The organism is Wandonia sp. (assembly GCF_984588085.1).
Window position 1 is genome coordinate 1 of sequence record NZ_CFIGVI010000017.1, and the last position, 26,221, is coordinate 26,221.

The window sequence follows — 26,221 nt, forward strand, 5'->3', positions numbered from 1 at the left end:
CGTGTACGTGTCTGATATGGTTTGTAAGCGTACATCAGGGCGTTCTGTTTTCTTTGATAAACTCTTTACGGATGCTTTCCTGCAACCATGCGTGATGAATTTCCTTTGTTTGATGATCCAGTGCGCACAAACAGGCATCTTTGAGGATGTTAGCAATGTTGGCTCCCGAAAATTCCAGTTTTGATAATTGTTCCATACTGATGGATGCTTCATACGTAAACGGGGAAGGGAGCAGGTTGATCCAAAGTTGTTTTCGCTCGTTTTCTTTGGGAGAAGGAAAATAAATAATGGATTGAAACCTGCGGGTCATGGCAGTATCGATGTTATTTTTCAGGTTCGTAGCAAGGATTGTTAAACCTTTATGTTCTTCCATCCGTTGCAGCAGATAACTGACCTCCAGATTCGCCCATTTGTCCTGCGAAGAATTGACAGCCGTTCGTTTTGTAAACAGTGCATCCGCTTCATCAAAGAACAGGATCCAGTCTTTTCCCTGTGCCCGGTCAAACAGATAAGCCAGATTCTTTTCCGTTTCACCGATGTACTTGGAAACGATCATCGAAAGGTCGACGCGAAATACGTCCTTACCGTATTTTTTACCAATTAGTTTGGCGGTGAGAGACTTTCCCGTTCCGGGTGGTCCGTAAAACAGACAGGGGTAAGAAACATTGAACATACTACTGGATGCAAGGAGGGTGTCTCCGTGCTCTACCCACCGCATAATTTCCCGGATATTTTTTAAAGTACGATCTTCCAGTACCAGGTGTTCCCAGTTTAGTCCGGTAGTTACCCAGGTTGCGGGAAAAGCTCTTCCGTAATCCGGTCGGGGCTGACTTCCGGACTGAAAATAATGCAGGTATTCCTGCGTAAGTGAAGGCGAAAAATGCAGTTCGTTTTGCTCCGAAGAAGAGGAGGGGATAAACCGGATAATTCCTTCCCTGACTAACTTTCCGTTGGTGTAGACCGCCATTTTATAATACACAGCATTAACTTTGTCTTTGCCGGCAAGAAGAAACAGTATCGTTTGCAGGGTGGGGACAAACCCCGTATGAAGGAGATCCAGATAACCACCGAATTCGGGGTAAAGTAGTCGTACGTGATTTCTTTCATCGCGCAACAGACGTGTTAGTTTTTCCGGTGCTACCAGAGGGGCAATCGTAGTGATAAGAAGTAGCCGTTCCGGTACAGATAGTTTCAGGTTACGGATTAATTGTGCATACCCTGAATTTCCGGAAAGCTCCGGAGGAGTGACATCCTGAAAGGACGAAACCGTGTCCTTTTCCAGATCCTGAATCCGTAAAATAGTTAAGGTAATCAACCACTGAAGGTCTAAAAGAATATCTTCTGTTAGTTCTGAAATTTCGCCTATAGAAGGTGTTTTATCCTCTGTTTTTAAGTAAGCATGAAAGTCTGAATACGCTTTTTCTTTGTCAAAATCCTGGTCCATATAATCGGGTAAATTGTGCAGGTGTATTAAGCGTATAAATTTCCGAATCGCTTTCTGCAATGTCAAGGACATCTTATGTGATAACCGGAAAAATAAAAACGGACAAAACAGAACAGTATATAAATAATTTTGCTTGTTTATTATTTGATAATCAGATTTTTAATTCCGGACACAAACTGTATAAAACGGAAAAATGAAGCGGATTGTGCATTTTTCCGAAAAGCAGAAAATTTGTTGTTTAATTTGTTGATTTTTAGTGTTTTAATATTGTTTTTCACTCTCTGAATTATTTTTCCAATGACAATCAGAAACTAACAAATTGAGCGAAAAAAGAGCTTTATTTTTCCGGTTTTAATAAGTTTTAAATACTGATTGTCAAATATTTATGTTTTAAATTTTTGCTTTTATTTTTCTTTTTTTATACCAACATGTCCTTGATTTCATCAAACAAAGCATAGAAATTTACAGCATTGGAATTGTTCCGGAAAAAACCAAACACGACTGAACCGGACAGCCCAGTACTCAGAAACTAACAATTGATGTTCATCTTCGAAACCGAAGATCGGCATCAGAAAAAGAAAAACGTGTAATGATTGATGTTGCATTAGATTTTTTAAAAGAGGAAGTAGAGAATCATCTCGAACTGGTCAATAACAAGATCGTTGATGATGATGGCTTTATTGTCCTTAGTAATGTAGCAAGTCAGAATGGTGACTGGGCCATCCCTTCGGGTAAAATAGGGATGTCATTAATTAATGTTGAAGAAGAGCGTGTCATCAAAGATCAGGTGTTTGAACACAGAAACAGTAACGGAACGTATGAACGGTACAATCCGGCGCTAAAATTAAACTTATACGTTTTATTCTGTGCGAATTATGTGAACTCAGCAGAGAATAATAATACATCTACCTATCGGGAAGGATTGAAGCAATTATCGAATGTAATCAGCTTTTTTCAGAGCAAATATGTTTTCTCACCCGAAAGCTCACCTAATATGCCGGTGGAACTGGAGAAATTGATCGTTGATATTTATTCCTATTCCTTTGAACAACAGTACAATTTCTGGTCGATACTGGGAGCAAAGTACTTGCCTTCTGTCCTGTACAAAGTTCGTTTAGTGAGCTATCAGAACAGAGCAGCAGAAAATCAAAGTCTGCCAATTACCGATATGACAATTATAACCAGTGATAACAATTAAGAAGTAATGAACAGATCGTATAGAATAGCATTTCAGGTAACGTTAGACCACTCGTATTACACCAGCGGTCAGACTCCTGACTTTTCTATTCTGCCTACCCGCGATACAATGAGTTGGTTGAAAGAGAATAAAATGCTGTTTCGATCAGATGAAACCGGGTTTCGGGTTTTCTATACGGCAGCTCCTTTTGTACCATTTACGGAAAAGGAATTGCGGTTCATGCTAGTATTGAAAGAAGGAACCCGTTTTTTTAATATAACGGATTTGAATGTTGGAGGGGAGAACTATACATCCGGGGACTTATTACTGTTTAAAAATTCAGGGCTAACATCCGAACTTACTCCAGATATTTTGCCGGGAGCAGAATCAAAGGTATTTATCTATGTATTTCCGCAAAAATCGGAAAATCCGGAAGCTTTGGGACAATTGGAGATTAGGGATGAAGCAGGAAACATAATCCCGTTGGAAATTCCTGACCCGGATACCATACCCCGAACGGCAGAAAAAGAATTCCGTTATCCGGTAGATCTTTCAAAGTATCCTGAGGGTGTCTACGATTTCAAAACGTCTCTGAGTGATAATCCCGAGGTGATAACAAAACAAATCTATGTGGATGAACAGGTAAAACGACAAAGTGCATTCGGACTTATTCGTATTACTTTGACAGAAGAGGTCCTGGCATCATCCTTTAAAGCTCAGTTCACTACAAAACAACCGTATTGGCGTTACCATTTTGTGATAAAAAATATGAGCGCAGACGACTATGTATTTGCTGTAGAGGATCAGTTGGGAGAATACTCTTTTGTTCAGACAAATAATGAGGAAATGAATGGATATCCGGTTGTCGTTTTTGATTCGGAACAACTTATTCCCTTATCGGAGTTACCTCGTAAGAAGCTTCGGTTTATTCGGGAGCAGGATGGAATCCGGTCCACATTAGTCAATAACCTTTCTAATCCTGCTGTCAACATTGTGAACGAAGATGTTGGTGAACCGAATGTTAGTAATGTCTTTGTGTATATATAAAATAGAAATAGTAATTAAAAAATAAATAGCATGGCAAAATATAGAACTCCAGGGGTTTACGTTGAAGAAGTTTCGGTACTTCCGTCTTCTGTAGCAGCAGTTGCAACCGCTATTCCAGGATTTGTGGGATACACCGGAGAGGATGAGAAGGATGGCGTAACATTGGTCAACAAACCAATTAGGATTACCTCAATGTTGGAGTTTGAGGAACTGTTTGGAGGGCCGTTTAAACAATCTTATGAGGTTGAACTTTCAGGAACCGCAGGAGATCCGGTTATTGAGATTAGTCCGGCTAATTCTGCCTTTGCCCCTTATATTCTGTACTACCAGATGAAGATGTTTTATGCCAACGGAGGAGGAACTTGTTATGTTGTTTCGGTTGGTAAATATGGAAGTGGAGATATTGATGCAATTAGTGGAACGAGTCTTTCAGCAGGTCTGGATGAATTGGAGAAAATTGATGAGATCACGTTGGTAAATATTCCGGAAATTATAAAACTCACAAATGCAGGAGTTATTGATGATGCTGACATCAAGGAGTTAAATGATGAAATGTTGGCACATTGTGCGAAGATGGAAAATCGGTTTGCGTTATTGGATGTTCTTCATACTTCCGGGGAAACAGTTTTTAATGATGCTGCTAATTTCAGAGACGAGAATGTTAGTCAGGATAGTCTGAAGTACGGCGCCTCTTATTATCCCGGACTGATAACCACGCAGCACTATGCTTTTGATGACTCAGGCGTAGAAATTGTTTCAGATTCAAGAGGAGCTTCTTCAGATTTTACAGGTCAGTATTTAGATGCTGTAAAAAATGCGGATACGACACTGTACAACCAGATTGTGGCAGTCTTGAATAGGTTTTTTGTAGAGTTATACCCGTCATCATCCATGGCCGGAATATACGCACGGGTTGATAACCAGAGAGGTGTGTGGAAAGCTCCAGCTAATGTGGGAATCAGAAATGTCAGAGAGCTTTCAGTGTTGTTAACAGATCAGGAGCAGGCTCTCTTGAATATTGATACAGTATCCGGAAAATCAATCAATGCAATTCGCCAATTTGAGGGAAGAGGAATGTTAGTATGGGGAGCGCGTACATTGGATGGGAATAGCAACGAGTGGCGTTTTATCAATGTACGACGTTTGTTCTTATTTGTTGAGCAATCGGTGAAAAATGCTTCTCAGTTTGTTGTTTTCGAACCCAATAGTGCTGTCACATGGAAAAGAGTTGAGTCTATGATTAACTCCTTTTTGACTTTATTGTGGAGAAACGGAGGGTTGGTTGGAGCTACTACCGAAGAAGCCTTCTTTGTGAGTGTAGGAGTCGGAAAAACAATGACCATACAGGATGTACTGGAAGGACGAATGATTGTTGAAATTGGACTGGCAGCATCCCGACCTTCGGAGTTTATCATTTTGAAATTTTCGCATTTCATTCAACAGGAGTCCTGATAACACGAAAATATAATACAAAGAATTATGAGTATGAATATAGCAACACCGGGCGTTTATATCAGAGAAATAAATTCGCTCCCTCCATCAGTAGCAGGCGTTTCAACTGCTATACCTGCGTTCATTGGTTATGTAGAAAAAGCGGAACGTGATGGGCTAGGGATTCCAATGTGTACCCCTGTACGCATTACATCCATGCTGGAGTACGAAAGTCTATTTGGCGGGGCTTATGCACAGCCATTTTCTATCAGCATTGCTGATACTGCTGATACTCCTGTAACGAGTTCTTCTGTTATTGAGACGCGAACCATTACAGTAAATCAGGATACTGCTGATTCTGATTTCAGGATGTATTATCACCTGCAAATGTACTTTGCTAATGGAGGAGGTCCATGTTGGATCGTTCCCGTTGGTGTCTACTCAGCAATAACGATTAAGAAGGGTACGTTACAAAAAGGATTGGTTGCACTGGAGAAAATCAGTGAGGTAACACTCTTGGTCGTTCCCGATGCAGTATCTGCTGATTTATCTGATTCGGACCGTAAGGCTATTTATGAAGATGCTCTTGCGCAATGTGAAGGGATGAAAAATCGTTTTACAGTGATGGATGTGCCTCAGTCGGCAACTCCTGCTCCGGTTTCGGACGGCAACACTTTCCGGAATAATTGTGTGGGCCCTGACAACCTAAATTATGGTGCAGCTTACTATCCTTACCTGGATACCACGTTGAATTATGGAACGAACCCATTATTAATACAGGTTGCGTCATATACAATAAATGGTGGCCCCGTTACTGCTTTTGACGATGTAAGGAATTTTAATACAGATGTATCTAAAGCTCTGCAAGGGACAAAAGATGCTTTGAGCTACCTGATGGTAGCAACCGAAACATTATCAGAGGAAGATGCCGAGGCTGTACAATCGATTGTTACAACTGTTAATGCTAATGTTACATCGGCAGATAGTCTTGTCGGGGGTTTACCTCCAGAATTTGAAAAGGCAGGTGATATTATAGAGGCTATTTTGGTAGATACTGTTGGTAGTGAAGGAGAAATGGTACTTGCTGTAACTAAAGCCGCAGATTTTGTAACAACCACCGATAAGGCAAATGCGAATGCATTAAAAACGACGTTACAGAAACTCCTGTTTGCACTGGAAACTACTATGACAGAAATGACGGATGGATACAATGATCCTTCTACAGAATTTGTCGGTGGTAACCTCAATTATCTCAGAGATAATCAACCTTCTGTTTATACAGAAGTAATGAGTGCTATAGCTGGATACAGAGTGATGTTAAACCCTTCCGGTACAATAGCAGGTATTTATGCAAGAGTTGATACTAACAAAGGAGTATGGAGCGCACCGGCTAATGTCGGAGTACGCAACGTAATAGGTCCCTCAGTTAGGGTGACAAACCAACAACAGGGAGAATTAAATGTGGATGCCTTAAGTGGTAAATCGATAAATGTCATTAGAAATTTTCAGGGCAGAGGGACTATTGTTTGGGGAGCACGGACACTGGAAGGCAATAGTAACGAATGGAGATATGTTAATGTAAGACGCTTGTTTATTTATCTCGAAGAATCCATAAAGAGAGCGTCAGAACGTTTCGTATTTGAACCCAACGATGCAAATACCTGGGTAAATGTAAAGGCAATGATTAGCAACTTCCTGACAGGTGTCTGGAAAGATGGAGGGTTGACCGGAGCAACAGCACAGGAAGCTTTCTTTGTTAATGTTGGTGTAGGTACATCCATGACCATGGAAAATGTACTGGCCGGAGAAATGATCATAGAAGTAGGCGCGGCAGCCGTTCGTCCGGCTGAGTTTATCATACTGCGTTTCACGCATTACATTCAGGAATAAAATAGATTAATTAAGTATAACTAATAACGTTAATATGGCAGCAAATTATCCTGTATCCGTATTCCATTTTCAGGTAGAATGGGGAGGATCAAGAGTAGGTTTTACAGAAGTTTCCGGTTTGGATATTGAAATCCAACCGATTGATTACCGAGAGGGGAGTTATAAGTCCTATCAGGTAACGAAAATGCCCGGAATTCCACAATTTACAAATATCAATCTGAAAAGAGGAATTTTAAAAGGTGATGATGAGTTTCATCAATGGTTAGCTACTATCAGGTTGAATCAGGTAGAGCGCCGTGATGTAACAATCTCGTTGTTGAACGAAAACCATGAGCCGTTAATGGTTTGGACGGTATTCAATGCCTGGCCATCAAAAGTGACAGGTCCGGGGCTAAATTCGACATCGAATGAGGTCGCGATAGAGGAGATCGAGCTAAGTCACGAAGGTTTAACCGTTGAAGCAATCGGGTAATGGTGAATCGATATCCACCGGCGGGGTTTCATTTCAGCGTCATTTTTGATGGGCTGGGAACGGAGAAGGAAACAGGCTTTCAATCCGTATCGGGTTTAAATGCTTCTATTCCGAACAGTTTTGAAATCAAAGAAGGGGGAGAAAACCGATTTACACATCGTCTTCCGGAGAGAGCTACCTATGATAACCTTGTCTTGAAGAGAGGTTTACTGGTTGGCTCGGAATTAATCGGGTGGTTCAGAGATGCAATTGAGTATTTTAAGTTTCAACCGATTACGGTTACTGTAAATCTGTTAAACGAAAACCACGAGCCGTTGGAATCCTGGCAGTTTGTGAATGCCTGGCCTTCCAAGTGGAATATTGAAGGATTTGATGCTGAAAAGAATGGAATCATGGCGGAGACCATTGAACTTTCTTACCAGTATTATACCCGTCTGGAAGTAGGAACCTAAATACAACGTGACGTATGCCGATTGTAATAAAAGAACTTGTTATCAGGGGAATCGTTGCCCAACCGGCAACGAATGCCGAATCGAACTCCCCCAGGGAAGCTGAAAAGCGCGCAAACAGGGCTCAGATGACAGTGAATATGGTTGAAGAAATAGTTAAAAGTAAAAAGGAACGATAGACATGGCTTTTCCGAGAGGACAACTGACAAAAATGACAATTATCTTTTATCCCGATAAGAATATACCGGGAGTAGGTATTCCGTTTACGCCAATGTATAATCCGGAAAGCTATAATCTGAATCATGCGTTGGATTACGATTCTGAAGAACGAATGATTGTCGGGAATCTGGACAAAAAATTCCTTCGGATTAAACCCAAGTCATTAAGCCTGAAATTATATTTTGACGGAACCAATGCTTCTCCCAGTAATTTATCCGGTTTGGGAGTTGATCTGGCTGATATTCCCGATTTCAATAGCGTGGTAGCACAAGTGGAGGCTTTTCTGACACTTGGAGCAAGAGTAGGGAACTGGAGTGAATCGGGAGTTGTAAGTTCAGCTTTGGATGGAGAGGTAGGTAAGACAAATGATCATCATAAACCTATGTATATGATGGTGGTATGGGGCACATTTCTTATGACAGGAGTACTGTCTTCTGCCAATGTCAAGTACACCATGTTCAGTCCGGAAGGTATTCCGCTTCGTGCGGAGATGGATGTAACTATTCTGGAGTCCTCAGATGTGTCTCTTGTTGAAAAAGCGATGAAGTTATTATCTCCGGATCTTACAAAAGCAATTCTGGTGAAGGAGGGGGACACGCTACCGAATCTTTGCTTTAAAGAATACGGGGACGCTTCTATGTATATGCAGATTGCAGAGGTAAATAAGTTAAAGAATTTCAGAAAACTGGTTCCGGGAACCGAACTCATATTTCCACCGATCAAATAGAAAGTAGTAACAATGTCATTTTTACAAGCAAATACAACTCCAAAGAATAGAAGCTCCTATTATTCGTTGTCACTTTTCGTAACTGTTAAGGAAGCCGGACAACGTGTTACCAGAGAGCTTACGAATACCTATGGTGTTAGTTCTGTAGTAACGATGAACAGTATTAATAAAATTCCTACAGCTAAACTTGTTTTGCTGGATGGTAGTGTTTCGGAGCAGCGTTTTTCAGCGAGTCAGAGTAATGACTTTAACCCGGGGAATGAATTGTCAATAAAAATCCGGCATGATGATTTTGAAGATGTATTATTTGCAGGAATTATTATAAAACAAAAAGTCAAACAACTCGCTAATGGAAATACACAGCTTTGCCTCGAATTAAAAGACGTGGCAGTAAAGCTGACAGCAGAGAGAAAAAACAGCTTGTTTGCTGATAAAACCGATATTGAAATCATCAAAAGTATTGCGGAACAGTATGCAGATCCGGCAGGAGGACTGAAGAAAGTTGAAGTTCCGGCTGAACAGAATGCGGACAGAAGCCAGAAGCACAGAGAAATGGTGCAGTACTTCTGTACAGATTGGGATTTTCTGGTTTCAAGAGCAGATGCAATAGGTCGTCTGGTTTTTACTGAAAATGGCTTGCTGAGAGTAGCTGAGCCGGATTTTCTGCAACAGCCAATCGCTAACCTATCTTTTGGTGGAAATATTTATGAATTTGATCTGGAATTAAACGCAGTAGGTCAGTATGATAAAGTAACAGCACGTTGTTTTGATTCGGGTACGGGAGAGGTTGTCTCTGAAGACGTGTCACGTGCCGATTCAACAAAACAAGGAGATTTGTCCTCGTCTGACCTTTCCGAAGTATTGGGAGTAACAGATTTCCCATTACAACATTCCGGACAGTTAGGTAATGCGGAATTGAAATCATGGGCGTACTCCAAGTTGATGCGAAGTCACCTTGAAAAAATAAGAGGAACTCTGAAAATTGATGGTTGGGAAAAAATAAAGCCGGGGGTTCTGATCGATTTGGGTAAAATCTCAGATAAGTTTAACGGAATAGCTTTTGTGTCCGGAGTAATGAACCAATTTACATCCAATAGTGGATGGTATACAGAATTACAGATTGGCTTTAGTCAGGAATGGTTTGCAGAGTTGTACGATGACATTGTACAGGAGCCTGCTTCCGGATTGCTTCCGGCTGTTAATGGATTGGTTATCGGACAGGTACTTTCCGTAGAAGCCGAAGATGGGAACGACAGTAATTACTGGGTGAAAGTAAAAATTCCATTGGTAAATGATACCGATAACGGAGTATGGGCACGTGTGGTCGGAGCCGGACTGGGAGAAAACAGAGGAGTTTACTTTAAACCGGAGGTAGGGGACGATGTTGTTTTAGGTTTTCTGAACGACGATCCTCGTCAACCGATTGTTTTGGGAAGTATTTACAGTCATTTGGCTCCTCCTGAAATGACCGATGAATCCGACGAGTCTAGCAGTGAGATAACAGGTTTTTTTGCGCGTAACAATATGAATCTCACGTTTGATGAAGCTACAGATACTGTTACGATTGCTACTCCCGAAGAACAAAAAGTAATTCTGTCAGACAAAGAAGATAGTAGCGGAGCGTATATCCGGATCGAAGATGCGCATGGAAATACGATCACCATGGACAAAGACGGAATTTCTGTCTACAGCAGTAAAGATCTGTCTTTTGAAGCCAAACAGAACATAAATCTGAAAGGAGCCAACATTTCTCTTGATTCTACCGGAACCTTTGAAGCTGCCGGAAGAACAGGGGCTAAACTAAACTCCTCCGGAGGAAATACGGAAGTTTCAGGGACTTTAGTAATGATAAATTAGAATGAAATGCCTTCAGCAGCCAGAATATTAGATACAACTACACACGGGGGAACCATTACAGGTCCCGGAGAAGCTACTGTTTTAATTGCAGGGATGCCGGCAGCAGTGTTTGGAGATAACCATGTATGTGCGATTCCGGTTAATACTCCTCATTTGCAGACATCACCGTTTGTAAATGGTAGCCAGACGGTTCTGATAGGAGGGAAGCCTGCTTTGAGAGTTGGTGATGTATGTGGTTGCGGAGCTTCCGCAGCTATAGGTGAATTAACTGTAATTATAGGATAATATGACCGATTTCATAGATACAAAAAAAGCATTTTTAGGAAGAGGATGGGGATTTCCTGTGACGTTTTCAAAGACTGCAAAGCAGGTAGTAATGACCGAAGCAGAAGAAAACATACGGAGTAGTATAGAAATTATTTTGCAAACAACTCTGGGAGAACGGGTTATGCAACCTGAATTTGGAGCGAATCTGACTAATTATGTGTTTGATTCAATGGATTCAAACTTCAGAACATTTGTTACTGAACAGATACGGGTAGCTATTATAAAAAATGAACCCCGTGCTCAGTTGGCGAAAGTTGAATACAACGAACAGCCGCTTGAAGGGCGGATTGATATAATCGTTTATTATACAGTATTATCGACAAACTCCCGATATAATATTGTTTACCCGTTTTATTTGAAAGAAGGCACTGATATTGAAGGATAATGAGTAGTACATGTGAGAATAGCAACCCTTTGTTCAGAGATGGAACAAGCCAGCAGCAAAGACTGATAAAGTCTTTACTACCGGACTATGTTTCTGTCGATGAGCGGAGCATGAAAGATCTGATTGACTTTACAGATAAATTCGCAGAACGGATTCAGTATTACAATGCAAATAATCAGAAAAATGGATCCTGGAAAGAATTAATGGTCGGTCAGTTGATTGACGAGGTCGGTCAGAAAACAGAACCACATTATGCACTATTTATCGCTTTTCTGGAACTGTTTCGCTATGCACAGGATGCAATCAATACTTTCTCGAAGAGGCATCTTGATTTTTACTACAAGGATGTTCTGAAGCTGGAAAAGAGAACCCCTGTTCCGGATCAGGTGTATGTAGTTTTTGAGCTGGCAAAAAATGTTGCCCGGGTTGCCGTTCCTGAAAACACAGGACTGGCTGCAGGAACAGACCGTGCAGGAGAAGATATAACCTATAGAACAACCAAAAATCTCATTGTAAACAAAGCCCGTACAGCATCTTTTAAAGCCTTATTTTATAATAAAAGTAATGATGGTCGGCTTTATGCGTCTCCTGTAGCGAATTCGGAAAATGGTCTTGGAAAAGAAATTGAGTCTCCCGAACCCAAATGGAGAACTTTTGGAAACATAAGTAATCCGGCTGCTCCGTTTAGTGTTTCAGGGGCAGGTCGTCCGCAGGCAGAGATCGGGTTTGCTTTGGCTTCTCCGGTTTTATTTCTTGCTGAGGGAAACAGAACAGTACAGATTATTTTGACGGTTAATACAACCAACGGACTCACAAATGCTCTACTGTCAGATTGCTTTACTGTTGCTTTTAGTGGAGAAGAGGAATGGATCCATCCGGTTGATTCCCCGGCAAAATTACCAACAGATACAACCTATTTAGGAACTCCAGGGTCGAATACTATTGTCATACAGCGAACTTTAACGGAAGATCAGCCTGGTATAGTAGCTTTCAATGCTGATAATTTTGAAGATCAACTGGATACAGATCTTCCGGTAGTCAAAGTGACACTTAATACGCTTTCAGTCGCTTCGCCTTACATCTATGAGAAATTGAAAGGTCTGGAAATCCAAACAGCCCGGCTGGATGTCAATGTAGAAGGAGTCAGAGAATTAGTTTTACAAAATGACAATGGAGTATTAGATGCCTCAAATCCGTTTCAACCCTTCGGACCACGACCAAAACTTACTTCTTCGTTTTACATCGGGAGTCAGGAGATTTTCAGAAAACGATTAACGTCACTTCGAATGAATATCACCTGGAAAGGTCTACCGGAAGGTAGTACTGGTTTTTTGGAGTATTACAACTATTATATTCCGGCAATAAACAACATTTTCAAACGAAGAGCCAATAATAATTTTAAAGTTCAGGTTGATATTCTGGAAGGACGTAACTGGAAAGAACTACTTCCCTGGACTTCGTGGGCAGCTCGTTTATTTGAACAAGAACCAGTTACATATACTCCTGTTACGTCTTCTTCCGGACTTTTAATGAATACCGGTTTTATTTCTTATTATTCTTATTTTTATTTTCTTGGTAGTACTAAACTGGAGAGTTTTCGACAGATAGCGGTAACCAATAATTCTACGTTAAATAGTTACAACGCAAAGATTGATGCTGAAATTGACAGCTACACAGTCGCTTCTCAGGCAGGATTTATACGTTTTCAATTGCAGAATGTAGATTTCGGGCATGCCGATTATCAGAACTCTTATGCAACACAGGCAATTAACGCCGCCAGAAATGGTACAAAAGGGAATGATCTACCTAATGAACCTTATACACCAACAATTTCAGAACTTTCTGTTAGTTACGGGGCAACAAGTACTCTAGACCTTCAGAGTTCTGTAGTTAATCAGTCAGAGGAAAGCTACACAAACCGGGAAACAGCATATTATCATATTGAGCCCTTCGGTTTCAGAGAGATACATCCCTACTTGTTTAACCAGACACCTATTGCCAAACTGATACCGGACTATAATGATGAGGGTACTTTGTACATAGGTATAACTGATTTGGAAGTTCCGGGTGTATTGTCTGTACTGTTTAAAGTCGCGGAGGGAAGTGCAGATCCGGGGTTACCGGTTCAAAAGTTGAAATGGAGTTACCTTTCGGACAATGAGTGGTATCGTTTATCGGAGGATAGAATTGTTTCGGACGGTACAAAAGGGTTTCTTACTTCGGGTATAATTGTATTTGATTTACCAAAGGCATTGAATACAACCAATACTATTTTACCTTCCGGGTATGTATGGTTGAAAGCGTCTGTCAATAAAAATTCTAGGGCTGTGTGTGATATGGTAAGTATCCAGGCACAGGTACAGGTAGCTCAATTTGTTGAAAATGGTACAGATGAACAACACTACCAACAGGCACTTCCCGCTGATAGTATAACAGGTTTTACCAACGGTATTTCAGGAATTAAAAAAGTGATGCAGCCTTTTGCTTCTTTCGGAGGAAGAGCTGAAGAAAGCGATGATGATTTTTATATCAGAATAAGTGAGCGATTGAGACATAAGAATCGTGCGGTAATGATTTGGGACTATGAGCGGTTGATTCTGGAACGATTCCCCAATGTGTACAAAGTCAAGTGTATTAATCATACAAAGTATATTTCTCCGTCAGATATAAGGGAAATTGCACCCGGAAATGTTTCACTGGTAGTAGTATCAAATCTGCGAAACCAGAACGCAGTAAACCTGCTTAAACCACAAACAAGTCTTACACTGTTGGATGATATCCATGGGTTCATTTCGGAGATTATGTCACCTGCTGTGAGCTTATATGTTAAAAATCCGGTGTATGAAGAAATTCAGGTACGGTTCAATGTTCGGTTTTATCCGGGAATTGATGCAGGTTTCTACACCAGACAACTGAATGATGAAATTAAAGGATTCCTGGCGCCCTGGGCGTTTGATTCGATTGATATATCCTTCGGAGGAAAGGTAGAAGCATCTGTGATCCTGAATTTCATAGAAGAGCGCGACTATGTGGATTATGTGACCTGTTTTGAGATGGATCAGATAACGCAAAACGCAACATATACGGCAGTTGATGTTGCCGTGGTAAAATCAGCCGCATCCATACTTACATCAGTAGAGCAGCATATTATTCATGTGTTGGAAACTGATGATTGCGAATGTGATGATAATGTAGTGACGAACCCCGATATTCTTGTCGATTGTTCGTGCGATGAAAGGGAAACGCCGAATCCGGTGAAGAATGGAGTAGGTGGATCAAGGGTAGGACAGAATTTTATAGTAGGAGACGGTACTCCGTTGGGAGAATAAGATATAAATGGATTAAAAAAGAAATACCATGGCGATAGTATCCAGAGAGAGTTTGTATAGTTTTTTTGAAACAGGAGATATCCCTACACAAGAGGAATTTGCTGATTTGATTGACTCCTATGTACATCAGGTTGAAGATGGGGTATATGTTTATAGACCGGATAGTGCGATAAAACGTTTCGGAATTGGGGTGGCAGAGCCCGCTTCCCGGTTGGGAATTGCAGCTGAAGGCGCTGCAGAAAAACTAATAAGCCTGTATACTTCCGGTGGCATAAATAAATGGTCTGTTGATCTTAATCCGGCAACGGGAGAAAACAATACGGGACTTAATTTTTCACAGGAAACGGCAGACGGAAGTATCAGCAGACTCTTTATAAAAGAATCAACGGGAAATATTGGTGTCGGAACCTTAAACCCCCGGCAAAAATTACATGTAGAAGATAATAATCCTTCTTCCCTGACAGGAGTGAAAGTATTGAATACAGCTACAGTAGCTAATAATGGTTGGTTAATTGGTCATGTTGATGATCCTGATTCTTCAAGAAATGGAGGATTATCTTTTCAAAGTGATTTGGATAACGCTATGGAAAGATTGCTGATTACGGGAAGTGGAAATATTGGAGTTAACGAGCCGGATCCGCAAACGAAGTTACATGTTTCCTTACCTGCTTCGGATCCTAATTCCATAATAGCTCTTGATGAAAATACAGGTATCGTTAATGTCGGACCAATAACAGGTAGTGTTGTTTTAGATGCTCAGGGGGTTCAGGCACGGGAAGGAGAGTACATAGGAGACACGCTGAGTCTTTCTACATCTTCTTTACATCTGCAGCGCTTGGGAGGTGATATCGTCATCCATGGTGATGATACAATTGGATCGAATCGTAAAACAGTGATTACAGATAGTGGTTCAATAGGTGTTGGAACGCTGAGTCCATCTGAAAAATTAGAAGTAAACGGAGCGTTACGAGTTGGAAATACCTCCACTTTGAATCAGGGGACAATACGATGGAATGGTGCTGACTTCGAGGGGTTTGATGGAACAGTTTGGAAGTCGTTTACAAGCACAGACGCTGCATGGGCAGAAGGAGGGAAAGGAGAAATTTACCACGAATCAACTACTTCCAAAGTAATAATTGGTTCATCTCCTGATTCCGGTGGCGGAGCACTTCGTGCAGAGAGTATGGGAGAAACAAAAGAAGATAGTTATTCTGTGTTGGTAAGAAATACTGAAAAGAATATATCGGGAGTAACGAAAGTCAGAGCTTCTTTAGTAATACAAAATGATACTGATTGGGGAGACGGATCTTCAAAAGATATTGGCTTTCTTGTTAGTAAGGTAAATGGTAATAGTACTTCCCCTTCGAATAATTTTGCCGCTATTTTGAATGGTAATACACTAATTGGTGGAATAGAAGATGTTGAAGGTTCTCCGATAGGAGAAGGAGGTACTCATGTACTGGCGATGCAGATGGGGAAGGTACCAAAATTACCATCAAAGTTAAAAACGATTCAGATGTATGCGTCCGATGTAGGAGGAACTCCTCATCTTTCTGTTATGGATGGACAGGGTAATGTAGTGACATTAGCAAAGCAAAAAGCAATATCGAGAGCTTTGTCAGATCCTTTTCCTATGACTTATGATGAAATGACAGTAAAAATCATTGATAATATGAGGCAGAGAATTAATCAGTTAGAAGATGTTTTACAGTACATAGGACTCTTAGATAAATAGATGAAGTATGGAAGAAGTAAATTTAAAATTATCTGTAAACGAGGTGAATACAATTATTAAGTCATTGGGAAACCTTCCATATAATCAGGTGTATACATTGATTATGAAAATTCATTCACAGGCGAGTGCTCAGGTAAATACCGAAACAACAAAAATGAATTCCGAACAAGAGTTGCAGGAGAGTAATATGTAAACCAATTGACAATCATGGCGGAGAGTATAACAATATCAACAAAGCAACCGGAAATTGAAAGTATGCAGTACGCATTCCTCCGGGAAGAAGGGTTACGGTATCTGGAACGTTTATCCGGGAAACTATGGACAGATTATAATTTGAGTGATCCCGGAGTAACGATTCTTGAGGTACTGAGTTATGCAATCACCGATCTGGGATATCGTACAACTTATTCTGTACCTGATATCCTTGCTCAGCATCCCCAATCTGCATGGTTAAAAAACTTTTATTCAGCAAGGGAGATTTTGCCAATGAACCCGGTAACATTTAATGATTTCCGGAAGGTTTTGATTGATGTTGAAGTGGAGACACCTTTTGATGAACTTTGTCCCGTTGCAGGAGTGAAGAATGCATGGATTCAGATGGCTCCAGAAAATGAAATACCGGTTTATACAAATTATTCGGACAACAAATTAAGTTATGAACCCGAAAATCCCGCTCAACAGGGTCAGATAAATATCCGGCCATTATATGATGTTCTACTCGAATTAGGTACATGTGAATACCTGGGAGATTTGAATGAAAATACGATTGAACGCAGCATTCGTGTTTTCGATTGTGGTGCGGCAGGATTTGATGTGAACTTATGTGGAGTAAGAATCTTTGTGTATGCAGAATTTCCCCGATGGGATAACCAAAACATTGATTGGAATGATCCGGAAGCTATAGGTTCGGCTATTTCTAATTTCAGAATAAGTTTTGAAGGTCTTCCTTCGGGATATCGTGTTGATGAGTACCGAATCGAAGGGGATGAGGTGCTCGTTGTAATAACAAGAAATAATGAACTTGTAAATACAACTTGTATTCAGGAACAATTAAAGACCTTATTGTTTGATATAAATAATCCGGAAAGTTTCGTCAATTTGTATCAGCGTAAGGTTAAAAAGGTCTTACAGATCGTGAAAGAAGTCCGGAGAAAATTGATGGCTTCACGGAATCTATGCGAAGACTTTATAAGGATCAGTGCTCTTAAAGTGGAGGAAATCGCTGTTTGTGGCGATATTGTCATATCTCCTGATGCAGTTGTTGAGGAAGTAGAAGCAAATATACTTTTCGCAATACGACAATTTCTTTCTCCTACTGTATACTTCTATACGCTGGAAGAAATGTTTGATAAGGGCTATCGTTCGGAAGAGATTTTTGAAGGTCCCCGTTTACAACATGGATTTATTGATGATAAAGAGTTGATAAATTCCGGTATCCGTGCGTCTATTCATGTTTCTGATCTTATTCAGGTCATTATGGATATTCCTGGAGTTGAGGCAGTAAGGGGACTACAAGTTGCAAATATTCCTCTTGATAATACAGAGGGAATTAAATCTCAAAGTGTAAAATGGTGTTTGAAGTTGGCATTTAATAAGAATTATGTCCCGAGATTAAGCGTTAACCGGTCCAATTTTACGTTCCTGAAGGATGAATTGCCGTATTCAGCAGACAGCGAGGAAGTAAATGCCCTGCTTGAAAAGCAAATACGGGAAGAGCGACCACAAAAACTGCATAATGTTTTACTGGATATTCCTGTTCCGAAAGGGACCTACAGAGATTTGTCGGGATACGAGAGTATTCAGGAAGATTTTCCATTGGTATATGGTGTTGGTTCCGAAGGTTTACCTGCGGGAATGAATGAATTGAGAAAAGCACAAACGAAGCAGTTGAAAGGATTTCTGTTGTTCTTTGATCAGTTATTGGCAGATTATCTTTCCCAGTTGTCGAATATTGGAGAGCTATTTTCAATGAATGGAGAACGGAATGAGAATGGTGAGTTTGTCATCGATAAAACCTACTATTCACAAAGTTTACAGGGAATAGTGCCTGATATTGAAGATATTTTGATTGATCCATCAGAGTATCCGGAGTACCTGCAAGATATTACTGAAGGAAAGCGAGGATTTGATGCGCGAAGAAATCGTTTTCTGAACCATTTAATGGCTCGTTTTGGTGAACAGTTTACAGACTATGCATTGCTGGTTTATAAAATTTCAGGGAAAAAATCATCTACGGAATTATTGGTGGATAAACTGAATTTTCTGGATCAATATCCTGAAATAAGCGGAGGACGTTTTACAGCGTTTAATTATGAGAGTCCCTGTCAGATATGGAGTATTGATAATGTTCCGGGAGTTGAAAGGAGAGTAGAGTTATTGTCAGGGATAGATACCGGTGAAGGAGTAAAACTTAGTTTTTCGCCTGAATTTCAAATAATAATTTCGCCCGTAGATCCTTTACGGTTTAGCTACAAGATTACTTTATCGGGGTATGAAATTTTTTCAGTAACTGATTATTTAAATGAAACGGAGACGAATCGTGCAATTGAGAAATTAATTGTAAATGGAGTTGATCAAACCCGTTATATAATTGTTGAGGAAGATGGAATGTACCGAATCGCAATTGTATGCCGTGACGGAGAAATTCTGGCGTGGAGTGAAGAATTTGCTACAGCACCTGATCCGAACACATTTGACTTATTTGTAAATGAGGCGCTAACGATATTTAATGCGCAATATTATGACAATCCGGAGTCCAATAGAAATAACCTCTTATCTCCATTTTTCAATTATTATAACATAGGAAGCATTAGCGCTGATATGGTGACGGATCCACCACGTTATTTACTAAATTATACTGTAAATTACTTCCCGGAAGGATCCGCTGACAATTTTCCGATTTTAAGAGGTCCGTATATAGGATATGGAAAATGCAAATCATCAGCTGGTATTTTGGCAGTAGATACGGTAAATTCAGGAGTTACTGTCAGAGGAAATTTGTCTCAATATCTGGAGGTCGAAGATGTAGTTATTATTTCTGACTCAGCAGATAATAACGGAGAATATACGATCGATACAATTACAATAAACGAACCGACTCCCGGTACGTTTGAAACAGTAATTACTTTTACAGCTGCACCCGTATTACAGGACACACTTCCGCGAGGTGTTGTTTTGTATAATACTCAGAACGAAAGTGAGTTGGTTGATATTGGAACGAATTCAATAGACCACTCACTTTTTGACTTGTCAGAAAGAGCCACTTATCGTTACAATTACCGTTTTTCAGATTTTGATCCTCAGGCTCCGGAACCTTATTACTTCCACGTGGTCGATAGTTGTGGAGAAGTAATAGGAACCAGCGAAGCGTTCGATTTCAATACAGACCTTGCCGAAGCAATTGAGAATCCAAATGGCTTTTCGGGAGCCGCTGTAATCAAAATAATTGGTTCCACAGAAAATGATGGAACCTATACGGTAGATACGACAGAAGCATTGGGAGCTCAGATTGCCATTACTGTTCAGGAAGTAATTCCGGGAATGCAGGTTGACGGAACAGTCCTTTTTGAGGAAAAAAGTTTTACCATTTCAGCTGCAGATAAAAAAGATAAGCGATTTGAAATTAACGGAGAGAATCTGGCTTTGAAATTATTTATAAGAGATGTTTTCAGTATTGTTGGTTCAACTGATAATAATGGGGAATATACGATTCAGGACATCTTATATAACCCGGTTAATGATCGTACAACAATATGGGTGAACGAGATTATAAATGATGATTCCGGAAACCTTGGTGAACTAAACTATTCCAAAGAACTCACTATTACGCGTATCGAAGATGCTACATCAACTGTATACGTTACCGGAGGTGCGGACGAGTTTGCTGTTCAACAGATGATTCGTTTTATGAAATCGACATTTTTCTCCCATGAGGGAATGCACATGGTTGAACATATTTTATTGCGACCTAAAAATAATCAAAAGGAGTTTTTCCCTTTTGGAGCGAATGTACCCGCGTTGGAAACAGGTTTGGCAACGAATGGGAATCTTCGCTTCAGGAAAAAATTGGAGATTACAGGAATAGATGCTGTTGCGAATACAGTTTTAGTACAGGGAAATGTAACAACAGAATTTACCCCCATACAGAAGCTTTGGATCAAAGACTCAGATAATGGAGTAAATGATCAGGAGTACGATGTCTTAAATGCTAGCTTTACAGGTACTGAGACTGCCTTAAAACTTTATCAACCTATTCCTGATCCGGGAGTTAATACTGCCGGAAGAATAGAATATTACACAAGTATTCCTGTTGTATCCGTTACAACAAATACAAGTTGTATTGTGAATGAGAATGTAGATGCTTTTGTTCCCGGTCATCCCATAGAAATAATAGGTTCAGAAGATGGTATAAATGACGGTATCTATCAGATTGGTCTGCTAACAGGTGATACTGTAGAAACAACTATTGAGGTATCAGAAAGACAGGTACATGTAGAGGACAGGTTATTAGCAATCAACCTGGATGCAGATTGTACTTCCTGTAAAACAGATGATCCCTATTCTTTTATTCTTACTGTGGTTCTGCCTTCCTGGCAGGGCAGGTTCAGTAACCAGAATTTCAGAGCTTTTTTCGACAGAACATTCAGGTTAGAATGTCCGGCACACATTGTACCTAACATCTGTTGGATTGACTATCCACAAATGAAGCATTTTGAGAAAGCATATAAAAAGTGGTTGATAGAGAATAGTAAAGAAAACAAAGATACGCTAAGCTTGAATAAAGCACTTGCGGATTTGATAGAAGTGATAGACGGATTGAGAAGTGTGTATCCAAAAGGATTACTTCACGATTGCGATATAGAAGACACAATAGGTGAAAATACAATTGTATTGGACAGAACAAGTTTAGGAACAAATTAAAAAGAGAATTATGAGCCAGTTAACAAATAGTTATCCTGTATTTGAAGGAAATCAGGTACTAACCAGTTCGCAGCTTAACCAAATGGTTACATATCTTGATGAACAAAACAGATTAACCCGCGTCAAGTTAATTGGCTCTGGCGTGGTGTGTGGTCTGGAGTTAAAGTTAAATACTACATCTAATCCACCTTTGCTAAATATTTCAGGAGGTTTGGGGGTTTCTTCTGAGGGATTCTTACTGTCATTGGGAGATTGTGAAATAAACAGATACAGAACGTATACCTTACCATCCGGCGTGTTATACGGACCTTTTATAGATCCGGTCACAAAACTTCAGGATGTGAATTTGTTTGAAATTCTTTCAGTTGATGCAGATATTGAAGATGGTACTACAACAAGTTTTCTGAATGAGCCTTCCGGTTTTCTGGACGATAAGGTTGCTCTATTGTTTTTGGAGGTGTTGGATGCCGATTTGAAAAGTTGTCTGGGGAGAAGTTGTGACGAGCGGGGCATGAACAGAAATTTTATTATTCGGAAGTTACTGGTTAGTAAGACAGACCTGATTCAGAAAATAATTCCGCGAACGTGTGCACCAAAAACAGGTGAGAATGCCGGGTATGATCTTCCCCGGTTTATCATTCGTCGTCCCCGGTTTGAACCGTCAACTCCACAGAGCACGAATTACAATGAATTTTCGAAGAATTACGTAAACCAGATTCAGGGAGATGGATTTATCAGCGATTTTTCTACATCTAATGCTACTTTGTACAGGGCTTTGTTCGAAGCACTTCGGCAGACGTATACTGATTTTGCGGGTATTCTGGCACCTGTTTATGGAGGAAGTAACCCTTTTGCCGGGCTACCGAATGTAACCTGGACTAATTTCCTGAATCAACAATCCACAGGACCACGATACCTGGGAGTACAATACTTTTATGATTTTATAAAAGACCTGATCCTCGCTTATGATGAGTTTTGTGAAGAAGCTACAGCATTAATGGCGGAGTGTTGTCCGGATATGAGTTGTTTCCCCAAACACCTTTTACTGGGGGAGATAATGGGAAGTAATGAAGAGTGTGAAACCTGGAAATATCGAAATTACTTTGCTCCTTCACCGGCTGTAGTTGAAAAAAGGGATGCACTGGATAAAATCATTATGTTGCACAAACGTATGGTTCTGATGACAAGACGATTCAATTTGAATCTCATAAATAACCCTTCGGCAACACCCGTACCACCCTCAACAGTAGGACAACCCGTACTGATTACACCAAGCGTAGAAAAACAAGCCCCTTTAAGTTTACGTTCTATTCCATATTACTATTCAATAAATGAACCGGTAGACGGATTGGGGACGTTGGAAAAAAACTGGAGCTACCAGTTTATTCAGAAATGCTTATTTAAAAAAGGCTTACGCCCTTTGGCGTATGAAAATCAGGATTCTGTCCAGATCAGTGATGAAGGTCCGATAGAAACTCCGTTATACTATGATACGGACAAGTATAATTTCTTGAGGATAGAAGGTGCAATCAGGCAAAACTATGTGGCAGTAGAGCAGGAACTGGAAGATCTGCGTTCAAGATTCAATCTGCCATTTAAGTATATTACCGTACGATTGTCAGGACCTTCTCTGGAAGATATAAAAGAGCGATGTAATTTTACAGATTTGCATAGCCAGTATGTAACTATCAGTTCGGAATTAAAAAATGACCTGAACAGATTGTTTAACCAGATTGCAGTGGTAAGGAGGGGAGTAGAGTTGAAACCAATGCCTTCTTTTCTTTCTTCATTAGTCAATCAGGCTGATAGTGGGGCAGATGATAAGGGATCTGTTACACAACCTCAGGTTGGAGAAATGTTCCGATCCTCAAAGGAATTGATGAGAGTAAACGACAATCCTGAGGTTGGTACTTCTAAACAGCAGGAAGTAACAGAAACAAGAGTTGAATATGCTGCCCAGGAATTGATTCTACCCGTTTATGCGCAAAGAAGAAGTATGCAGGAAGCCATTCAGTATTTTTCAACCAATATGCTCGGACTGGCGCGAAGTGTGAATACACTTAGAACAGAAATGTTACCTTTTGATTTGACTGATTTTAATTTTGGGTATACCGGTACAAAGCCTAATGATAAAGATGGCTTTATCCAAACCTATTTGAGTGCTAAACAATATGCAATCAATGTTACTGTTGCTCAAAATCAAATTCTGGATCTTGTGGAAAGAAGTTTAAAACTGAACAATAGTTCTGAGTTATATGCTACGATTTCATCTTATTTTTCCGAAAACAATACCGTATTCAGAAACCTGATTTACGGAGGGAAATACCGCGGGTTAACCCTGCTGAATTATACGTATCAGTATCGTATTCAATACCTCACACAAAATGATACTAAGTTATTCTCTAATTTCATAAAACGTCACCCGGGAATTTCTCACCAGGCAGGAGTTCCGAAAGGAGGAACATACATTATGGTTGTAAATGGGGATCCGGTAAAAGTTAGTGTTCCTTCCAGAGAATATGCAATTGGAATTAATAAAAGACTGAAACAAGTCAATGTGGATATTGCGAGATTAAAATATCAGCCGATAAAATCAACCGAAGAAGTGAAGAAGATGCAGTATCTTGAAGCTGAGAAATTGCAATTAGCCAGGGTAGAATTAGCTTTAGGAAGCGGTGTTCCGGTTGATCAGGTGACCAGCCCTGTTACAACAAATGCTTTAGAACCGGATCAGGTAATAGCTGATTTTGCGCTGCCCTACTATATTGATTGTGATTGTATTTGCGATGAGATTCCAACTCCCACAACAGAAAGTGAATTGAATATACCGGCTATTTCAGAACCTTATATTGCATCTTACAGTCTTGGAGACTATGCATATGCGAAACCTGTTTCGAAAATGATGTTACCATCGGATTCAGCAGCAACGGTCAATGAAAGTAAGGCACTTTATGCTGAGACCAGAAAAGTGATTATAGATATCAAAGAAGCTATTCAATATGACACGAATCGTTATTCACCTGAACAAATCAGATTGTATCTGGTGAATAAAAAAGGGGTAAAACAACCTTATGCAACAGACAGAGCAGCAACAGATGAACAACAAGTTGGTATGATCAATACTTATAATCATCCGAATGACCCCGGGAATACAACCCAATTTGGGGTAGCGGGTGTTGTATTGAACGAAGGCGTTGTCACTTCTATATATTATCAACCGTTGAGTTTCTTTAGAGGAGTCGACAGCTTCTACTATACATTTGATATTGTTGATTTGAGAACAGGAGCCGTATTACAAAACGGGACACGATCAGTTATTTCGGTAGTTGCTACCTAAAGTAAAAATGGGATAAGATAAAAAGTATTGTATAGATTTTCTTGAGTAGAATGTTTATACGATACTTTTACCATTCGGTATAAATCATTTCCGTAGTCCATGGAATTCGGGATATAGAAATAGTCCATGGAAGTTTATCCAATAAAAGGTCAATTGTTTCCCGCTCTATAAATAATCGCCAGGTTCCATCGGCCTGTCTGCTCAAAAAACCACTTCTGCTCAAAAAACTTTTTTGGATGGTCTGAGGAGAACTACTCTTGAGTGCTTTCCACCGTTCGATTACGGTCTGCAACAGAAATTCGCATTCCTCAGCATGTCCTTTTCTTAGTCCGTTAAAGGGAAGAAGAACCTCATTCAGATCCATGCCACAGAGTAATTTTTCCATTAACAAAGAATGCTCATCGGGGAGAGTGTCCTCTCCTGTAGCCAGAAAATTCAATAAGTAAACGGCATAATGTTGATCGGTTTTAGATCGGAATGTGTTTTCAGAGACGAGTCCGGTCGCTTCGAAGAAAGTTCGAAGGAAAGGAAGTAGAAGTATAAGCCCTGCTTTGGAAACCATACTATTGTGAGTAAAGTCATCCTCGTTTAGTTCAGGAGTATCGTTATCATCTTCAATTTCTCGTATGTAGTCAGGTTGTTGTATAGCTGCGTAAAAACGGTCTGTCTCTTCCTTGGAAAAGGGGAGAGAAGAAATGGAAACAAGTTTTTTTTCGAAGATGGTAGCCATTGTATAAGGAGAATTGTTTAGCAATAAATGAACAAACCGAATACTATACGCAAGTAAATGTTGTGGCTTCGTACTTGATGTCAACCGAATTAAGGACGAATAAAGAAGCTCACTTTTTTCAGGAGCGAGTTGTTGAATAAAAGACATGATCTCTCCGGAAATAAAATTCTTCGGCAATTGTTTTTCCAGAAATAAAACAAGGGGGGTACCTTTGAAATATCTAATAAACCGGACGATTGAAGCATCATTATTCAACTCAGTAAAGAGTCGTTGTACAAATTCATTATCCTCCAGTAATGCTGTATTATTTATTATTCCTCTTACGGAAGTTGAACTTAGGTGATCTGCCCACCAGGGCAAATGTCCGTTTCTCAAAATGAATAAAATAAGATCAGGATCCTGATAAGATTTGACCATTTCTTTTGAGTCGGAGTTTTTACGCTGAAGCTCGGTAAGTTTTTCTTTGACTGTTTTTTTTATTTTTTCAAGGAAAACGGCTTTGGAGTTAACAAAGTCAATTTCCTCCAAATCAATTTCAAGTTGATCCAAAACCAGAGATCGTTTGTCTATATCAGGAATTGTATTGAAAATATGCTCAAGCATTTCCGGAATCTCCTGTTGTGACATCTTTTCAAGATGTTTTTGTTGCTGTGTGGCTTCCTTTTGAGATAAAGGGTAGGTTATTTCAAAAGTAAGTCTGGAAATTTTATGGTTTGTTGACATATCAAATATGTTAGACAATGAA

18 protein-coding genes are annotated in these 26,221 nt (G+C 40.0%); 16 read left to right on the forward strand and 2 right to left on the reverse strand.

Annotation, left to right across the window (positions count from 1 at the left end):
• Window positions 1-34 precede the first annotated feature (34 nt).
• Entirely contained in the window at window positions 35-1,444 is a 1,410-nt protein-coding gene (locus tag AC4PL9_RS08430) for an ATP-binding protein (protein WP_491604311.1), read from the reverse strand.
• A 589-nt stretch (window positions 1,445-2,033) separates the two neighbouring features.
• Between AC4PL9_RS08430 and AC4PL9_RS08435 the strand changes: the two genes are divergently transcribed.
• From AC4PL9_RS08435 to AC4PL9_RS08510, 16 genes are read left to right on the forward strand one after another with little or no spacing between them, the layout of a single operon-like run.
• The gene (locus AC4PL9_RS08435; protein ID WP_491604312.1) at window positions 2,034-2,642 is read left to right on the forward strand and encodes a Pvc16 family protein; all 609 of its coding nucleotides are present in this window, start codon (window positions 2,034-2,036) and stop codon (window positions 2,640-2,642) included.
• A 6-nt stretch (window positions 2,643-2,648) separates the two neighbouring features.
• Entirely contained in the window at window positions 2,649-3,668 is a 1,020-nt protein-coding gene (locus AC4PL9_RS08440; RefSeq protein WP_491604313.1) for a hypothetical protein, read from the forward strand.
• A gap of 30 nt (window positions 3,669-3,698) precedes the next feature.
• The gene (locus AC4PL9_RS08445) at window positions 3,699-5,120 is read left to right on the forward strand and encodes a phage tail sheath family protein (protein WP_491604314.1); all 1,422 of its coding nucleotides are present in this window, start codon (window positions 3,699-3,701) and stop codon (window positions 5,118-5,120) included.
• 33 nt (window positions 5,121-5,153) lie between these two features.
• The gene (locus AC4PL9_RS08450) at window positions 5,154-6,989 is read left to right on the forward strand and encodes a phage tail sheath family protein (RefSeq protein WP_491604315.1); all 1,836 of its coding nucleotides are present in this window, start codon (window positions 5,154-5,156) and stop codon (window positions 6,987-6,989) included.
• Between the two features lie 34 nt (window positions 6,990-7,023).
• Window positions 7,024-7,461, forward strand: coding sequence for a phage tail protein (locus AC4PL9_RS08455; RefSeq protein ID WP_343787475.1), 438 nt, complete (start codon window positions 7,024-7,026; stop codon window positions 7,459-7,461).
• The gene (locus tag AC4PL9_RS08460) at window positions 7,461-7,913 is read left to right on the forward strand and encodes a phage tail protein (protein ID WP_343787473.1); all 453 of its coding nucleotides are present in this window, start codon (window positions 7,461-7,463) and stop codon (window positions 7,911-7,913) included. The genes AC4PL9_RS08455 and AC4PL9_RS08460 overlap by 1 nt, the downstream gene beginning before the upstream one ends.
• Before the next feature lie 14 nt (window positions 7,914-7,927).
• Window positions 7,928-8,089 carry a DUF5908 family protein gene (locus tag AC4PL9_RS08465; RefSeq protein ID WP_491604316.1) on the forward strand — a complete coding sequence of 54 codons (162 nt, stop codon included), beginning with the start codon at window positions 7,928-7,930 and terminating at the stop codon, window positions 8,087-8,089.
• Between the two features lie 2 nt (window positions 8,090-8,091).
• Window positions 8,092-8,856: a CIS tube protein gene (locus AC4PL9_RS08470; RefSeq protein ID WP_491604317.1), complete on the forward strand. Its 765-nt coding sequence runs from the start codon at window positions 8,092-8,094 to the stop codon at window positions 8,854-8,856.
• Between the two features lie 12 nt (window positions 8,857-8,868).
• The gene (gene vgrG / locus AC4PL9_RS08475; RefSeq protein WP_491604318.1) at window positions 8,869-10,713 is read left to right on the forward strand and encodes a type VI secretion system tip protein VgrG; all 1,845 of its coding nucleotides are present in this window, start codon (window positions 8,869-8,871) and stop codon (window positions 10,711-10,713) included.
• A 6-nt stretch (window positions 10,714-10,719) separates the two neighbouring features.
• Entirely contained in the window at window positions 10,720-10,998 is a 279-nt protein-coding gene (locus AC4PL9_RS08480) for a PAAR domain-containing protein (protein WP_491604319.1), read from the forward strand.
• A 1-nt stretch (window position 10,999) separates the two neighbouring features.
• Complete coding sequence (locus AC4PL9_RS08485) at window positions 11,000-11,425, forward strand: GPW/gp25 family protein (RefSeq protein WP_491604320.1); 426 nt, start codon at window positions 11,000-11,002, stop codon at window positions 11,423-11,425.
• Complete coding sequence (locus AC4PL9_RS08490; RefSeq protein ID WP_491604321.1) at window positions 11,425-14,754, forward strand: baseplate J/gp47 family protein; 3,330 nt, start codon at window positions 11,425-11,427, stop codon at window positions 14,752-14,754. Before AC4PL9_RS08485 ends, AC4PL9_RS08490 begins: the two co-directional genes overlap by 1 nt.
• A gap of 28 nt (window positions 14,755-14,782) precedes the next feature.
• The gene (locus AC4PL9_RS08495) at window positions 14,783-16,489 is read left to right on the forward strand and encodes a hypothetical protein (protein WP_491604322.1); all 1,707 of its coding nucleotides are present in this window, start codon (window positions 14,783-14,785) and stop codon (window positions 16,487-16,489) included.
• A 7-nt stretch (window positions 16,490-16,496) separates the two neighbouring features.
• Window positions 16,497-16,682 (forward strand): hypothetical protein, encoded by a 186-nt coding sequence (locus AC4PL9_RS08500; protein ID WP_343787457.1) that lies wholly within the window; start codon window positions 16,497-16,499, stop codon window positions 16,680-16,682.
• Between the two features lie 14 nt (window positions 16,683-16,696).
• Window positions 16,697-21,409 carry a baseplate wedge protein gene (locus tag AC4PL9_RS08505; protein WP_491604323.1) on the forward strand — a complete coding sequence of 1,571 codons (4,713 nt, stop codon included), beginning with the start codon at window positions 16,697-16,699 and terminating at the stop codon, window positions 21,407-21,409.
• 10 nt (window positions 21,410-21,419) lie between these two features.
• Entirely contained in the window at window positions 21,420-24,746 is a 3,327-nt protein-coding gene (locus AC4PL9_RS08510) for a hypothetical protein (protein ID WP_491604324.1), read from the forward strand.
• A 67-nt stretch (window positions 24,747-24,813) separates the two neighbouring features.
• Here the strand turns inward: AC4PL9_RS08510 and AC4PL9_RS08515 are convergent, their stop codons facing one another.
• Window positions 24,814-26,199, reverse strand: coding sequence for a contractile injection system tape measure protein (locus tag AC4PL9_RS08515; protein ID WP_491604325.1), 1,386 nt, complete (start codon window positions 26,197-26,199; stop codon window positions 24,814-24,816).
• Between the last annotated feature and the right edge of the window lie 22 nt (window positions 26,200-26,221).